9 protein-coding genes are annotated in these 15835 nt (G+C 72.3%); 2 read left to right on the forward strand and 7 right to left on the reverse strand.

Annotated features, from left to right (window positions below; all coding sequences use genetic code 11):
• Positions 1–530: 530 nt before the first annotated feature.
• Together QRN56_RS11880 and QRN56_RS11885 are read right to left on the reverse strand one after the other, a co-directional pair.
• Positions 531–1235: a class I SAM-dependent DNA methyltransferase gene (locus QRN56_RS11880; protein WP_285103455.1), complete on the reverse strand. Its 705-nt coding sequence runs from the start codon at positions 1233–1235 to the stop codon at positions 531–533.
• A gap of 234 nt (positions 1236–1469) precedes the next feature.
• Positions 1470–2021 carry a hypothetical protein gene (locus QRN56_RS11885; RefSeq protein ID WP_285103456.1) on the reverse strand — a complete coding sequence of 184 codons (552 nt, stop codon included), beginning with the start codon at positions 2019–2021 and terminating at the stop codon, positions 1470–1472.
• Positions 2022–2144: 123 nt separating this feature from the next.
• Between QRN56_RS11885 and QRN56_RS11890 the strand changes: the two genes are divergently transcribed.
• Entirely contained in the window at positions 2145–3362 is a 1218-nt protein-coding gene (locus QRN56_RS11890; protein WP_285103458.1) for a M20 metallopeptidase family protein, read from the forward strand.
• A gap of 29 nt (positions 3363–3391) precedes the next feature.
• Here QRN56_RS11890 and QRN56_RS11895 read toward each other — a convergent pair whose 3' ends face one another.
• Positions 3392–5371, reverse strand: a complete 1980-nt coding sequence (locus QRN56_RS11895) for a chorismate-binding protein (RefSeq protein WP_285103460.1) — start codon at positions 5369–5371, stop codon at positions 3392–3394.
• Positions 5372–5646: 275 nt separating this feature from the next.
• Between QRN56_RS11895 and QRN56_RS11900 the strand changes: the two genes are divergently transcribed.
• Complete coding sequence (locus QRN56_RS11900) at positions 5647–7050, forward strand: ABC transporter substrate-binding protein (protein WP_285103462.1); 1404 nt, start codon at positions 5647–5649, stop codon at positions 7048–7050.
• A gap of 76 nt (positions 7051–7126) precedes the next feature.
• On the opposite strand, the gene QRN56_RS11905 is transcribed toward QRN56_RS11900, so the two are convergent.
• The 4 genes from QRN56_RS11905 to QRN56_RS11920 form a co-directional block, all read right to left on the reverse strand.
• Positions 7127–9898: a PKD domain-containing protein gene (locus QRN56_RS11905; RefSeq protein WP_285103464.1), complete on the reverse strand. Its 2772-nt coding sequence runs from the start codon at positions 9896–9898 to the stop codon at positions 7127–7129.
• A gap of 63 nt (positions 9899–9961) precedes the next feature.
• On the reverse strand, positions 9962–11134 hold the full coding sequence (locus tag QRN56_RS11910) for a sugar phosphate isomerase/epimerase family protein (RefSeq protein WP_285103466.1): 1173 nt from the start codon (positions 11132–11134) through the stop codon (positions 9962–9964).
• Positions 11135–11172: 38 nt separating this feature from the next.
• Positions 11173–14505, reverse strand: a complete 3333-nt coding sequence (locus QRN56_RS11915) for a 3-keto-alpha-glucoside-1,2-lyase-like domain-containing protein (protein ID WP_285103467.1) — start codon at positions 14503–14505, stop codon at positions 11173–11175.
• Between the two features lie 272 nt (positions 14506–14777).
• Positions 14778–15806: a LacI family DNA-binding transcriptional regulator gene (locus QRN56_RS11920; RefSeq protein WP_285103469.1), complete on the reverse strand. Its 1029-nt coding sequence runs from the start codon at positions 15804–15806 to the stop codon at positions 14778–14780.
• Positions 15807–15835: the final 29 nt, after the last annotated feature.

Here is a 15835-nt window from a genome sequence, read left to right on the forward strand (position 1 = left end):
CCACACCCCACGCAGCCGCTACCAGATCGGCTGCCACACCACCGCCACCCACGGCGCGATCGCCTACCGACCCAGCCCACCACCCGGCCACCCACGCCCGGCGAATCGACCCAGCCGGTCACCTGGTCGAGCCCGCACCCGGTCCCGGCACCCCGACCTCTCCTGGACCCACCCCACCTGACGACCACTGACGACACGCGACGAGAACCACCTCGCGAAGCCCATCAACACGTTCGTGGTCGCTCCAGGCGAGGCCGGCCGTCAGGTCCGTCACTACTGCAGCCATGACCCCGAGATGAGGGCGGCTGGGGGCAGAGCCCCTGAGGCGTACGCCAATTTCAGCCGGTCCCTCCTTCTTCTGCCTGCGGCCGGCGAGGCGAGTACCAGGCCACGGATGCCATCGGCGAGTACGCGAAGGACCACGACACCCGTGCGCGGTCGGTACGTCGACTGCGGGACCACCGGCGGCCGGCTCGCGGCCGGTCTGGCCGTTGCCGAGAGCTGCCCCGGCCGGTCAGGACGCGTGGGGTCTAGCGGGCCTCGAGGACGAAGAAGAGAAAGGACACGAACGCGGTCCGCTCACCGCTCGCGATGCGTGGCGGGAGGAGCTCGGGCGGCGTGTCCGGCGACGGCGCGGGTTCGGCCATGGACGCGATGCTGAACCCGGCGGCGGCGAAGGCGTCGGTCATCGCGTGCAGGGGGCGGTGCCAGAAGGTCAGCGTCCCCGGTTGGCCCGCGAACTCGTACTCCTCCGAGAACTGGCGGACGGCGAAGTAGTTCTCCTCCGGGAACAAGAAGGGGCGCACGAGCGGGTGGTTGACGGAGAGGATGAGGCGGCCGCCGGGCTTCAGGACCCGGCGCAGCTCGGTGAGCGGTGAGTCCCAGTCCTCGAGGTAGTGCAGCACGAGGGAGGAGACGACGTCGTCGAAGGTGTGATCCGCGTAGGGCAGCGGCTCCCCGAGGTCTGCGACGGTCAGCGGGACGTCGTCACCGAGCCTGCGGCGGGCGAGCTCGATCATCGCGGGGCTGCCGTCGAACCCGGTCATGTCGGCACCTCGGTCACGCAGCTCCCCGGACAGCGGTCCGGAGCCGCAGCCCGCGTCGAGGATCTTGCGACCGCGCACGTCGCCGGCGAGGCGGACCATGGCCGGTCGTTCGTACCAGGCGTTGAGGAGGCTCCCGGCGTTCTCGGCGTCGTAGCTGGCGGCGAACTCGTCGTAGTGGTCGGCCTTCATCGGATCCCCTTCGCTGGACGGTCCATGTCCCGCGCGACGCTATCGGGCTGGATCGGCCTGAAGGCCTTGTGACGGGGTCCCTCCCTCAGGTGCACCGGGTTCCTCCCGGACACGCTCACACTCGCGCGACGGTGCTGCTGACCGTGCCGAACTGCCAGCATGTCCGAGCTGAAGGACGTGCAGAACGTCGACCCGCGAGAGCCGTCCGTGCGGCACGGGTGGTGCTTCCCGGCCTCAGTAGGCCCGGAAGGTCTCGACGGTCCTCGACGCGTTGCCCGACAGCCACCACCGTCCGCGGTCGACCGTCCGGATGTCGGCGTCGAGCCCCAGGGCACGGACGGCCCAGGTCCCTGGTCCTCCTGCGCGGGAGTAGTCGGACGGGAAGATGTAGACACGCTCGGAGAACGTGGCGTTCCTGTCCGGCTTGCTGCCCTTGCGGATGCGTCGCAGGTCGGCGTGGAAGGAACCCGCCGTCCCGTCGTGGCTTCCCAGACTGAACCCGACGTCACCGCCCGCCAGCAGCTTGTGGTTGCACCGCACCTTGCCCTTCACGGTCACGTAGCCCGGCAGGTTCTTGGCCCCGATGGGACGGACATCCACGCGGCAGCGTGCCTGCACGTAGCGGTCCTGCGCCGGTATGTAGTAGGTGTCGGTGACGACGAGGTCGTCCTCCCACGCCGCGGCGCTCGCGGGCGCGGCGGTCACGGACGCACCGACGAGTGAGAACGCGCCGGCAAGGGCTGCAAGCCAGTGCCTGAGCCGCGTCTGGTGCTTCTTCTCCTGCATGACTACCTCCATGTGCCATGGTCGGCACTATCAGGCCTACTGCGCACGGAGCGCGGGCGCCACACGGCGGTGCGGCACGGAGCGGAATTCACCCCTCGACCACGCCGCGTAGGCTCTGGCACCGTGGCCCTACTCGACGACGCGGCACTGATCCAACCCGACCTGGTCGCCCTGCGACGGCGCATCCATCAGCACCCCGAGATCGGCCTCCACCTGCCGGGAACGCAGGCGGCCGTGCTCGAAGCCCTGGACGGGCTGCCGCTGGAGATCACCACCGGCACGGGGCTCAGCTCCGTGGTCGCCGTCCTGCGCGGGGACCTCCAGCCCGCGGGGCAGGGGCCCACGGTGCTGCTGCGCGGCGACATGGACGCCCTGCCGGTCGTCGAGGACTCGGGCGAGCCGTTCGCCTCCACCACCGGGGCGATGCACGCGTGCGGGCACGACCTGCACGTGGCCGGCCTGGTCGGCGCGGCCCGCCTGCTCAGTGCCAGGAAGCACGAGCTCGCGGGCAACGTCGTGTTCATGTTCCAGCCCGGTGAGGAGGGCCCCGGCGGGGCGCTGCCGATGATCACCGAGGGCGTCCTGGACGCGGCCGGCACGCCCGTGGACGCCGCCTTCGGGATCCACGTCACCGGCCTGTACGACAAGGGCCTGTTCGTCTCCCGGCCGGGCCCCGCCTGGGCCGGCGTCAACATCCTGGACATCACCGTGCACGGCAGGGGCGGCCACGGCTCGTCGCCCTGGATGTCCGTGGACCCCGTGCCGGTCGCGGCCGAGATCGTGCTGGCGCTGCAGTCCTACGTGACCCGCCGCGTCAGCGTGTTCGACCCCGTGGTGATCACCGTGGGCCAGCTCCACGCGGGCACCGCCTCCAACGTCATCCCCGACACGGCCGAGCTCACGGCCTCCGTGCGCACGCTGTCGGACGCGTCGCTGGCCCAGCTCACGGCCGAGCTCCCGCGGCTGGTCCAGGGCATCGCCTCCGCCCACGGCTGCACCGCCGACGTCGTCCTCGAACCGGAGTACCCGGTGACGGTCAACGACGCCGGCATGTGGGACCACACCCGCACCGTCCTGACCGGCCTCTACGGGCCCGACCGGGTCGTCGAGCGGCCCGAGCCGATCATGGGCGCGGAGGACTTCTCCTACGTGCTGCAGCGCGTGCCCGGCTGCTTCATCCAGCTCGGCGCCCGGCCCGACGACGTCCCCGCCGACGCCGCGCCGTCCAACCACTCCGCCAAGGTCCGGTTCGACGACTCCGTGCTCGGCGAGCAGGCGGCGGCGCTCGCGGAGCTGGCCGTCACCACCCTGACGAGGCTGGGGACGACGCCGCCCGCGTGACCCGGCCGGTCACCCGGACGGCGTCGCGCTCACCGCGCCGGCCCGCCGGAGACCACCCGGCCCGGGACGCCCAGGGCATGGCGCGCGAGTGTGTCGAGCACGGTGATGCCGTCGGCCGACAGCACCGACTCCAGGTGACCCTGGACCGACGCCACCCCCGGCCCGCGCAGTGCCGTCAGCACGCCGTCCGTGTCGACGGACGGCTCCAGCGCGAGCCGCGCCACCGGGTTGTCGGCGGCGGCCGCGGAGACCGTCGTCAGGTGCGCGCCGAAGGTGTTGTAGTAGCCGACGGCGGCCGTGGTGCCGAACACGTCGGTGTCCAGCCGCACGCCCTGCCGGGGTGCGGGCAGGGCGCGCAGCGGGAATCCGGCCAGGCCCGCGAGCACCTGGTGGCTGAGGCAGACGGCGAGCAGCGGCCGGCCCGCGGTGACGCGCTCCAGGATCCGCCGGGTGAGGGCGGCGATGCGGGGGTCCTCCTGGTCGCGCGGGTCGCCCGGGCCCGGGCCGAGCACGACCAGGTCGTCGGCGAGCACGTCCTCCACCGCGTCCCACCGGACCACGCGGGCGTTCATGCCCAGGTGGCCCAGCTGGTGGGCGAGCATCGTCGTGAACTGGTCCTCGTGGTCGACCACGAGCACGTCCCGGCCGGCCAGCGGCGACTCTCCGGCTTCCTGCGGCCGGACCCAGAACTCGGCGAGCTGGTGGTTGCGCGCCGTCAGCGCCTCGGCGACGCCGGGCTGCGCGTTCAGGTCGACGACGGCGTCGGGCCCCGCCCCCCGCGCCACCAGGCCGAGCGAGGCGAGCACACCCGCCGCCTTGGCGCGGGTCTCGGCCACCTCGTGCTCCGGCACGGAGTGCCGCACGAGGGTGGCCCCGGCGGGCACGGACACGCGGCCGTCGGGGTGCAGGTAGGCGGTGCGGATGAGGATCGGGGCGTCGAGCGAGTAGCCCGCGGCCCCGGGTTCGAGCTCGACCTCGGCCGCGGCCTCCGGCTCGAACAGGGCCAGGAACCCCGAGTAGTAGCCGCGCGGGCGCGTCTCGTGCCGGGCGATGACCGTGCAGGCGTTCTCCATGGGCGACCCGGTCACGGTCGGCGCGAACATCGTCAGGCGCAGCGCGTCGCGCGGGTCCACGGTGGTGCGGCCCTCCAGCAGGTACTCGGTGTGGCTGAGCCGCGCCATCTGCTTGAGGTACGGGCCCACGATGCGCCCGCCGTCCGGGCACAGCGCGCTCATCATCTTCATCTCCTCGTCGACCACCATGAAGAGCTCCTCGTTCTCCTTGGTGTCGCTCAGGAACTCCAGCACGCCCTCCCGCGTCGGGCCCGACGCCGGATGCCGGTAGGTGCCGCTGATCGGGTTCATCCGGGCCAGGCCGTCGTGCAGGGTCAGGTGCCGCTCGGGGGTGGCGCCCGCCAGGGACACCGCCCCCGCGGCCGGGCCGACGGCGGCCGCGGGCGCCGGGGCGTGGATCGCGAACGTCCAGTACGAGCCGACCTCGTGCGTCAGCAGGGCGCGGAACCACGAGGCCAGCGTGGGCACGGGGCCGGCGTCGGTGCGGGCCTCGAAGCTGCGCATCACCACGAAGTTGGCGCCCGCGCCCTGCCCGATCTCGTCGTCGATCACGCGGCGCACGATGCCCGCGTACTCGTCGTCGGGGATGTCGAAGCCGAGCGGCTCGGCGGCCACGGGCTCGGGCGGCAGCGCGGCGACGGCGTCGGACAGGGCGACGCGTTCCGACTCGCGCACGACGAGGCAGCGCAGCGGTGCACCGTCGTCCTGCACGGTGAAGCCGCGCTCGCGGGCCTGGCGGTAGGGGACGACGGCGAGCACGGGCGCGCCGTCGAGCGGGATGTCGTGCAGGAGGTCGGCGTCGACGACGTCGCCGGTCAGCACCTCGACCTCGGTGCCGCCGTGGCGGCGCAAGAGGGCGAAGGGGAGCGACCCGTCGGAGGCCAGGACCCGGTCGAGGAGGGGGTGCTGGGCGGCGGGGCGAGCGGTGTGGGGCATGCGAGACCTCTCGGTTCGGGGTGCCCGCCCGGGACCGGGTGTCTCGCGGAAACACGAAACGACCGCCTCGGGCGAGGCGGTCGTGGACGTGTGTGGATGCGTCGCGAGCCCGCCTAGTCGGCGGGCCACCAGTCGAGGGAGATCAGGTGCGACGTCATGGCCGGAACGTTAGCCGGGCGGGGCGGTGGTGTCCACAGGTGGGCCGTCGAATCGTCCAGGCCCCGCCGCAGAACTCCCCATTCCGGAGGACGGCGGCCACCCCTACGGTCTGGACCATGATCACCGTCGATCGGCACCGGACCAGCGCCACCGCGAGGCCCCGGCCGCACCGCAGGAACACACCGGCACGTACCCTCCTCGCGCTCGGGGGCGCGGCGACGTTGATCGCCCTCTCGGCGTGCGGCGCGGGAGGGGCAGGGGACGGCGACGCCGCCACCGGGACGATCCAGTGGTGGACCTGGGACGACAAGCAGGCGGTGTCGTGGGGCAAGTGCGTCGAGCCGTTCGAGCAGGCCAACCCCGGTATCGAGGTCAAGGTGCAGCAGTACGCCTGGGACGACTACTGGACCAAGCTCACCGCGGGCTTCGTGGCCGGCAACGCCCCGGACACGTTCATGGACCACACCTCCAACTACCCCGAGTTCGTGGACCAGGGGCAGCTGCTCGCGCTCGACGACCTGATCGAGGAGTCGGGCTACGACGTCGGGCAGCTCGGCGTCGGCGTCGACACCTGGACGTACAGCGACGGGGCCACCTACGGCCTGCCGAAGGACTGGGCCACGGTCGGGTTCTTCTACGACAAGGCGAAGCTCGCCGACGCCGGCCTCACCGAGGACGACGTGCAGAACATGACCTGGAACCCCGACGACGGCGGCACCTTCGAGAGGGTCGTCGCCCGCCTCACGGTCGACGAGAACGGGGTGCGGGGCGACGAGCCGGGCTTCGACAAGGACAACGTGGCGACCTACGGGATCAACAGCCTCGGGTCCAACGGGATCAACGGCCAGGACACCTGGGCCAACTTCGCGTCGACCACCGGCTGGGAGCTGGGCGACAAGGACAGCTTTCCCACGACCTTCCAGTACGAGGACGAGCGGTTCGTGAAGACGGCGAAGTACCTGCGCGGCCTCGGCGAGCGCGGCCTGTCCCCGGTGGAGGGGCAGTTCACGCTCGGCCCGGCCGAGCAGCTCGGCACGGGGAGCGTCGCCATGGTCTCGGGCGGGTCCTGGTACGCGACGACGTTCTTCGCGCTCGACGGCGTCGACGTCGGCATCGCGCCCTCGGTGCTGGGCGAGGACGGGCAGCGCGCCGGGCTCTCCAACTCGAACGCGGACTCCGTCTGGGCGGGCACCAAGCACCCGGAGGCGGCGTTCAAGTGGGTCGCCTACATGAACTCGCCCGAGTGCCAGGACGTCGCCGGCGCCGACGGCACGTTCTTCCCGTCGATCGACTCGTCGATGGAGAAGACGCAGGCCGCCCTGCTCGACCAGGGGATCGACGTCACGCCGTACACCCGGCAGTTCGTGGACGGGACGCTCTTCGAGACGCCGGTGTTCGCCGGCGGCCAGAAGATGGGCTCGGCGATCAGCCCGCTGATGGAGGGCTACTTCACCGGGCAGCGCGAGGACGACGTCTTCGCGGAGATGGACGAGCTGAGCAGGGAGATCCTCGCGGAGTAGGTCCTCGGCGGGGAGAGGCCGGCCCGGACCACCGTGCGGTGGTCCGGGCCGGCCTTCGTGCTGGTGCCGGGCGGGCTCAGCCCCGGGTGCCCCGCACCGTCAGCTCGACCGTGGTCCAGTCGCGGGTGCCCTCGCTGTCCGTCGCGATCAGCCGCGCCGTGTACCGGCCCGGCTCCTCGTAGACGTGCGTGACGGTCTGCCCGGCCGCGGTGGTCCCGTCGCCCAGGTCCCACTGGTAGGCGGCGATCTCACGCCCCTCGGGCGCCACGGCGGACCCGGACAGGTCCACCGAGAGGCCCGCACGGCCGCCGGTACGGCCGGCCTCGGCCGTCACGACCGGGGCGGTGGCGTCGGCGACGCCGCGCCCGTGGAAGACGAGCCAGTCGAGACCGAGGTTCGCGCCGTCGGCCGGCTCGCGCTTGCTCTTCGCGACGAGGTAGAGCGTGGTCGCGCCGCCCTCCTCCTGGAGGTCGATCGTGGGCGAGACCACCTGCGCGGCGCCGGTGGCCGCGGCGACCGTGACCTGGCCGAGCTTGCGCCCGGTCGGGCTGCCGGCCCGCACCTCGACGGTCGCGTCGGCGGCGCCGCGGACGGCGCCGACCGTCAGCGCGTCGATGCCGCGCAGGTCGACCGGGCCGAACGCGATCCAGTCGCCGTGGTCGACGTCGGTCACCAGCCGGCCGCCGCGGGCGTCCGCGCCGTCCGACACGGTGACGCCGGAGCTGTCGGCGTAGAACTCGGCCTCCTTGTCGCGCACCTGCAGACGGTTGGTGTCCTGGCCGGCCAGCGCCGGGACGCCGTCGGCGCCGAGGTCCTCGTAGCCCGCCCCGAGCACGGGGTAGACGTTCTGCCCCACCCCGTGGTCCGCCGGGTCGAGGAACACCGACCCGGAGCACCCGGTGTAGTTGTCCAGGGGGTGCGCGTGGGTGTCGTGGCCGAGCTGGGTGTTCACCGTGACCTGCTCGCAGTCGATGGTGCCCGCCTCGGTGGAGCCGTCCTCGGCGTCGGCCACGTCGACGGAGTACGGGACGGTGTCGCCGAGCTCGGCGAAGCCGCCGTGGAACGGCGCCCCGAAGGAGACGTCCGGCCGGGTGTTGCCGACCGTGATCTTCTGCACGGAGACACCGGCGAACCCCTCGCTGTCGGTGACCGTCAGGCGCGCGCTGAACTGGCCGCGGTCGGTGTAGGTGTGCGTCGGGTCGGCCTCGGTGGAGTCGACGACGCCGTCGTTCTCGAAGTCCCACGCGTAGGTGATGTCGAGCCCGTCGGGGCTCTCGCTGGTGGCGCCGTCGAAGGCGACGGTGAGCGGTTCGTGGCCGGAGTCGACGTCGGCGGTGAACCGCGAGATCGGTCGCCGGCCGTCGGCCGCGTAGTCGACGCGGTAGATGCCGGCGTCGGTGTTGCTGCTACCGCGGCCGGCGCCTGACCCGCGGCCGAAGTCGATGATGTAGAGCGAGCCGTCGGGGCCGAACTCGGCCTCGAACGGGGCGACGAACGTCTCGCCCTCGAGGAACGGGTCGATCGAGGCGAGCTCGCCGGTGGCCTCGTCCAGCGAGAGCACCTTGTAGTAGTTGCGGGCGTACTCGGAGACGAACCAGTGCCCGTCGAAGCTCTCGGGGAACTTCGTCTTGACGTCGAGCCCCGGGTCGTAGCGGTAGACCGGGCCGCCCATGGGGGCCGCTCCGCCGGAGCCGAGCTCGGGGAACTCCTCGGACGGTCCGTAGCCGTACCAGACGAGCGGCTCCTGCGACGGCGGGAGCTCGCGCAGGCCCGTGTTGTTGGGGGAGTCGTTCACCGGGCTGGCGCAGTCGAACGGCTCGCCCGAGGCCCCGGTGGCGAAGTCGTAGTCGATGTACGCCTGGTTGTCGGCGTGGCAGTACGGCCAGCCGTGGTTGCCCGGCTCGGTCATCCGGATGAACTCGACCTGGCCGTCGGGTCCGCGCAGCGGGTCGGCCACGCGGGCGTCGGGCCCGTAGTCCCCGATGAGCACCGCACCGGTCCCGGGGTCCACGGTGATCCGGAACGGGTTGCGGAAGCCCATCCCGTAGATCTCCGGACGAGTGCCCTCGGTGCCCGGCGCGAACAGGTTGCCGTCCGGGACCGAGTACGTGCCGTCGTCCTCCGGGGTGATGCGCAGCACCTTGCCGCGCAGGTCGTTCGTGTTGGCGGACGTGCCCTGCGCGTCCCAGCCGCGGCGGCCGGGACGCTCGTCGATCGGGGTGTAGCCCTGCTGGTCGAACGGGTCGGAGTTGTCACCGGTGGCGACATACAGGTCGCCGTCGGGGCCCATCGCGAGCGAGCCGGCCATGTGCGAGTTGGCGCGACCCTCGCCCCGCCAGATGGTGTAGTCGAGCAGGCGTTCCTCCGACGCCGGGTCGATCGTGTCGTCCGGCCCCATGGTGAACCGCGAGAGGTTCATCTTCGCCACGTCGGGGTCGCTCCAGAGCAGGTACAGCCACCCGTTCTCCGTGAAGTCCGGGTCCAGGGTCAGGCCCAGGAGGCCGTCGGACTGCGTGAGCAGGTCGAGCGAGTAGTCCAGGTCAAGGGCCGTGGTCTGGCGCAGCGTCTCCTGGTCCAGCACCACCACCTGGCCGGTGCGCTGGATGTAGACGACGCGGCCGTCGTCGGCCACGTCGAGCTCGAACGGGTCGGCGAGCCCTTCGGTGACCAGGGGGACCTTGTCGAACGCGGTGGCCTCGGCGTGGTCGGAGCCGGCGTGCTCGGAGCCAGGCGGGAGGTCGTGGGCGGTGGCGGCGGTCGTGGCGGGGACCAGGGCGCCGAGCGCGACGACCAGACCGGTCGTCGCGGCCAGTGCCCGGCGGTGTGCCCGGCGGTGCGGTGCGGACATCAACACTCCCTCGTGCTGGGTCGGATGGTGCGGGGGCGCCCTCCCGGGAGGAAGGGCGGTGCGTCAGTAGCGCAGCCCGGCGAGGTAGCCGAGGCTGGTGCACGCGGAGGTCACGCCGTCCGGCGAGGGCTGGTCGTGCTCCGTGAAGCCGTACCGGACCCCGGCGAGCGGCGCCGCGGCGAAGATCTCGGCGAAGTCGATGGTGCCCGCGCCGACGTCGGCGAAGGAGCCGTCCTCGGCGATGTCCTTGAGGTGCAGCAGCTCGAACCGGCCCGGGTACCGCGCGAACAGGTCCGTGGCGGCGGTGTCCGTGCTGGCCGCCCAGTACACGTCGAGCTCCATCGTGACGAACGCCGGGTTCGTCTCCCGGACCAGCACGTCATAGCCCGTGACCCCGTTCTCCGCGGTCTCGAACTCGAACCCGTGGTTGTGGTAGGCGACCCGGATGCCCTCGGCGCTCAGCCGCTCACCCGCCTCGTTGAGGATCGCGGCGGTCCGGGAGTAGTCCGCGAGGGTCCACGAGCCGGATCCCGAGACGCGCACGTACCTCGCCCCGATCGCGTGCGCCTCGGCGACCACCAGGTCGACGTCGTTCTGCAGGTTCGACAGGCTGACGCCGAGCGACGGCACCTCCAGTCCCGCCGCTTCCGTGAGCGGCGCCAGCCCCGCGGCGGAGTAGCCGTAGAAGTTGCCGGCGCTGCCCGAGGGCTCGATGTTCCGGAAGCCGCACGCGGCGAGCGCCGCGAGCGTCCCGGCGGCGTCGGTGGGCATGGTCGCGCGGACCGTGTAGCCCACCAGGCCGATCGCAGCCAGGTCGACGGAGCGTCCGCCCGTGACCGGATGGGGCCGGCCCACCTCCGAGACGGCGGCGGCGTGGACGACGTCCCGGCGCTCGCCGCCGGTGAGGACCCGCTCGCGGACGAGCCCCCGGGTCACGGAGGCGACCGTCCGGACGAACGCGCCGTGCGACGCGAACGGCGCGTCGGCCATGATCTCGTCCATCACGGTGCAGCTGGACCGGGTCTCGCGGTTGGGCACGCCGGAGTCGGCGTCGGCGCCGAACCAGACCGTGGCCTGGCTGGTGTAGCCGTAGGCGCACGCGCTGGTCCCGGCCGGCGCGCCGGTCTCGGCGGCTCCCGCGGGCGCGGCCAGGACCGGCAGGGACAGCGTGGCGGCCACGGCCGCGGCGAGCCACGGCGTCGCGGCACGGGCAGAGTTGCGGGCGGTACGTTCCATCAGTTGAACCTCTCCGTCGAGGGAGTCGAGGGACCAGATCAGCGGACGGTCAGGTAGACCGTCGTCGTGCTCCGCCGGTAGACCGTGTCGCCGAGGTACGCCACGGTCACCGGGTGCACCCCCGCCTCCAGACCCGTGGTCGGGAGCCGGAGCCGGGCGGGGCCGCGGCCGAGCGTGGCCTTGACCGACGTGTCCCCGACGGTGACCCGGACGGTCCCCGTCGGCGCCGGGCGACCCTTGGCGCCGAGCACCCGCACGACCGACAGCGCCTCGCTGCCCGCCGGGACCTTCGACGGCGTGAGCCGCGCCGAGACCCCCGACGTCAGGCCCTGCCGGGTGCTCTCCTGCTCGGCCAGGCGCTCGATCCAGACGTTGCGGAACCGCGGGTTCGGGCCGGCGTCCCCGTGGTCCTGGAGCTTGATGTGGCCCGGCGTCGGCCCCTCGTTCCTGCCGTTGCCGGTCTTGCCGTCGATCGCCACGTCGTCGTGCACGAGCTGGCCGTTCCACCAGAGCGAGAGGCGGGCGTCCTCGGTCTTGGTCCCGTCCGGGGCGAACCGCGCGGCGCGGAACACGATGTCGTACGTCTGCCAGGTGCCCATCGCGGTCGCGGCGTTCACGTCCGGGGCCTTCTTCAGGTAGATCGAGCCGGCGTCGTTCGTGGCCGGCGGGTCGATGCCGAAGGACTCCAGCACCTGCACCTCGTAGCGCTCCTGGATGTAGACGCCGCTGTTGCCGCGCGCCTGACCCGTGACGTCGTCGGCGTGCTGGGGCTGGTACCACTCGGCGTGCATCCGGAAGTCGCCGAACTTCTCCTTGGTGCGGATGTCGCCGCCGAAGGACTCCATCGTGCCGTCCGCGACCGGCCACGTCGCGGGCCCGCCGCTCGCCTTCTCCCACGCGTCGAGGTCGCCGCCGTCGAACAGGGGGATGCGTTCGGTGGGGGTGACGGTGAGGCTGTCGAGGTTCACGTGCCCCACGTCGTCGGCGTCGTACGCGTAGGCGATCGTGTTCGCGCCCTCCTGGAGCTCGACGGTCTCGGTCTGCGTCTGCCAGCTGGACCAGCTCACGGTGCTGTCGAGCCAGACCTGCCGCTGCTTGACGCCGTTGACGTACAGGCTCATCGACCGCGGCACCGGGCTGGGGTCGGAGTTCTGGCCGTTCGCGTAGCGCAGCGCCAGGTCGTGCGGGCCTGCCTCGTCGGCCTCGATCGCGAACGTGGTGCGCGCGCCGGGTTCCCAGTTGCGGTCCACGAACCCGGCGCCGGAGTACCCGGCGTGGTTGGTGTTCCAGCCGGCGCCGCCGGAGATGTCGGCGGCCTCGGCCTCGTAGACGGGCGGCGGAGTGGTGCCGTCCGGCAGCCGGTTCAGGGTGTACCAGGCCTCGGTGCTCCACAGCTCCGCGCCGCCCTCGGCCGCGAACGGCCGCGGGGAGTGCACGTTGACCACCCGGCCGGGCTTGAGCCCGTCGATCGCCAGGGTCACGGTCCTGCGGTCCGGGGACAGCGTGGCCGAGGTGACCTCCAGGTCCTCCTCGTCGACCTTGGGCCCGCCGTACTGCGGTGTGGAGACGTAGCGCCACTGCGCCGCCTCGTACTTGTCGGCCAGGTTCTCGGCGGTCTCCTGCGAGAGCGGCTGCGTGTACTCGATCTCGAAGCCGCCGTCGACGGCGCGCATCTCGAGCATGTCGAACGCCCGGCTCTCGTCGAAGGTGAGCTTCTGCAGGCCGTAGCCGAGCTTGCCCGCCTGGCCCCAGTTGCCCGACCAGCCGATGCCGCCCACGTAGATCGAGCCGTCCGGGCCCACGCTCGTCCTGCTGACGCCGGACTCCAGCCCCTGCGTCATGCGGAACACGGCACCCTGCTCCTGGCCCGCGACGTCCTCCAGGTAGACGCGCTGCAGGCCGCCGTACGTCACGTCGCCGATCGCCATCTGGCCCTCGAACACGCCCTCCGTGAGGATCACGGGGTTGCTCGGCGAGTTGGAGATCTCGCCGTGCGGCATCCACACCACGGGCTCGGTCACGGGCTGGTCGTCGTACGGGCCGTCCGGGTTCGTGTAGTGGTTGTAGAACGCGCCCTCCTCGATGCGCACCAGCTTCGACGTCGGCACGTGCATGCCCTGGTTGTCGGTGACGTACATGCCGCCGTCGGCCCCGAAACCGAGGCCGTTCGGGGTGCGCAGGCCGCCCGCGAGGTACTCGACCTCGCCGGTGTCCTCGTCGATCTTCAGCACGGAGCCGCGGTTCTCGACGAGCTGCGGGTCGCGCGTCGCGCCGCCGGGCACCATCGCGATGCCCGTGGAGACGTAGAAGTAGCCGTCCTCGTACAGCAGGCCGAACGCGAACTCGTGGTAGTTGCCGCCGAACGGCCAGGTCGCGACCTCGCGGTACTCGTCGGTGACCTCGTCGCCGTCGGTGTCCACGAGCTCGGTCAGGCCGTGCTTCTCGGAGACGTAGATGCGGCCGTCGACCACCTTGAGGCCCATCGGCTCCTCGAGCTCCTCGGCGATCTTGGTGTACGTGACGTCGTCGGCGCCGCCGTCGCCCGTCACGTTGTCGACCAGGTACACCTCGCCGAGCACCGTCTCGCGGTCGCCGCCCCACGTGGCGATGGCCATGCGCCCGTCCGGCAGCCAGTCCATGCCCGTGACCTGCGGCTCGAAGCCGTCCGGGCGCAGGTTCGTCAGCGTGTAGTCGGGGTGCACCTCGGTCAGGGGCAGGCCGTCGCCCGGGGCCTCGTCGACCCCCTCGCAGACCTTGCGGCCCGGCGAGGTGACGCGCGTGACCTCGGCGTCGGTGCTCAGCACCGAGCTCGGCACCAGCGCGAAGCCGGTCGCGCCCGGCGGGCGCCACTCCAGCGTGAGCTGCTGGCCGAAGTCGCCGTCGAAGTGGTCGACGCGCAGCGCGTGGTACCCGGCCTCCAGCGCGGCCGACCCGTCCTTCGGCGTGGCACCGTGCTTGCCGGGGTGGTCCACCACCAGCGTCTCGTCGAGCAGCAGCCGCGCGCCGTCGTCGCTGGTGACGCGGAAATCGTAGGTGCCGGCGGCCGGCACGTTCAGGTAGCCCGTGACCTCGGTGACGAACCGGTCGGCGAGGCCGAAGTCCGCCGCCGTGGTCCAGTCGATCGTCGGCATCAGCTTGTCGACGTTCGGCGTCTGGCCCGGCTTCAGCGTGCAGTAGTCGTCCAGCGGGACCTGGACGTCGAACACCCGCAGGGTGACGCCGGGCTCCTGGGGCCGGGTGGGGTCCGTCGCGGCCTGCGCGGTGGCCTGCGCGGTGGCCGGGACGTCCGCCTGCGCGGGGAGCACCGTGAGCGGCAGCACGAGCACGCCGAGCATCGCGGCGAGCGTGCGGTGGGTCGATCTGCGTTCCATGGGCCTGCCTCTCCATCGAGGACCTTGCCTGGCTGGGACCGTGCCTACGCCACGTCACTATGCGGTGAGCGGTAACCCCGGACAACGAGTTGCCACTTGTTGCCCCTCCCGAGGTGCGCGCACCACCTCGCCGGACGACGGTGCGTGATGTGGAGGTGGACAGGCGTTCACCAGGCGATCCGAGACCGTGAAGGGCCGGGTTACGGCCGCAGACCGCCTGGTGAACGAGTGTCCGACTGCACGCGCGAGAAAGGATCGGGCAGCGGGTCCCGTCAGGCGCGGCGGGCCGTCGAGCCGCGTTCGACGAGCTTCGCCGGGAGCAGCGCCGGGGCCGACAGGCCGGGCGACGAGCCGGACGACGGGGCGCGCAGCTGGTTCAGGAGGCGCTGGACGGCGAACGTCCCGAAGTGGCGCAGGGGAGAGGCGACCGTCGTCAGCGGCGGGGTGCAGAAGTCGGAGCCGAAGATGTTGTCGAACCCGACGACGCTCAGGTCGCGCGGTATCTCGACCCCCAGCCGCGTCAGCCCGCGCATCGTGCCGATCGCGACGAGGTCGTTGTAGGCGACGGTCGCGGTCGCGGAATGGGTGGTCAGGGCCTGGGCGGCCGAGAGCCCGCCGGCGAGCGTCGGCGCGAACGGGCCGAGGCGCCACGCCCGCAGGCCGAGCTCCCGGGTCGCCTCGCGGAAGGCACGCCAGCGCATGCCGTCGGCCCAGGAGGCCTCGGGGCCGGCCAGGTACGTCAGCCGGGCGTGGCCGAGGCCTGCCAGGTGCTCGACGGCGCGCCGCATCCCCTGCGCGTTGTCGGTCACCACGCTCGGGACGTCCGTGACGACGCGGTTCATCACCACGGTCGGCCGCTGCTTGGCGACGGCCCGGATCGCCGCGTCCGACAGCCGCGACGTGGCGAGGACGACCCCCTCCACCAGGGGCAGCGTGCGCTCCAGGGCCCGGCGCTCCGCCCCGCTCGACTCGTGCGCGTCCACCACGAGGAGCGTGTACCCGGAGTCGATGGCGGTCTTCTCGGCGCTACGGATGATCTCGAAGAAGAACGGGTTGGTCAGGTCGGCCACGACGATCGCGAGCAGCGCGGTCCGGCCGTCCGGCAGGCCGCGCCCGATGGGGCTGGTCCGGTAGCCGAGCTCGTGCGCGACGCGGCGGATGCGGTCCGCCGTCTCCGCGTTGACGCGCCCCGGCCGGGAGAACGCCCGTGAGACGGTCGAGGGTGCGACGCCGGCGGCCCTGGCGACGTCGTAGATGGTCGGTCTGGTCCGAGAGCTCCCTGTTTCGCCAGTTTCGCCCATGCGCGGGGAGCGTACGGCGAGCGGACGGC

Origin of the sequence: Promicromonospora sp. MEB111, from assembly GCF_030209445.1 — a bacterium.
Taxonomy (GTDB): domain Bacteria; phylum Actinomycetota; class Actinomycetes; order Actinomycetales; family Cellulomonadaceae; genus Promicromonospora.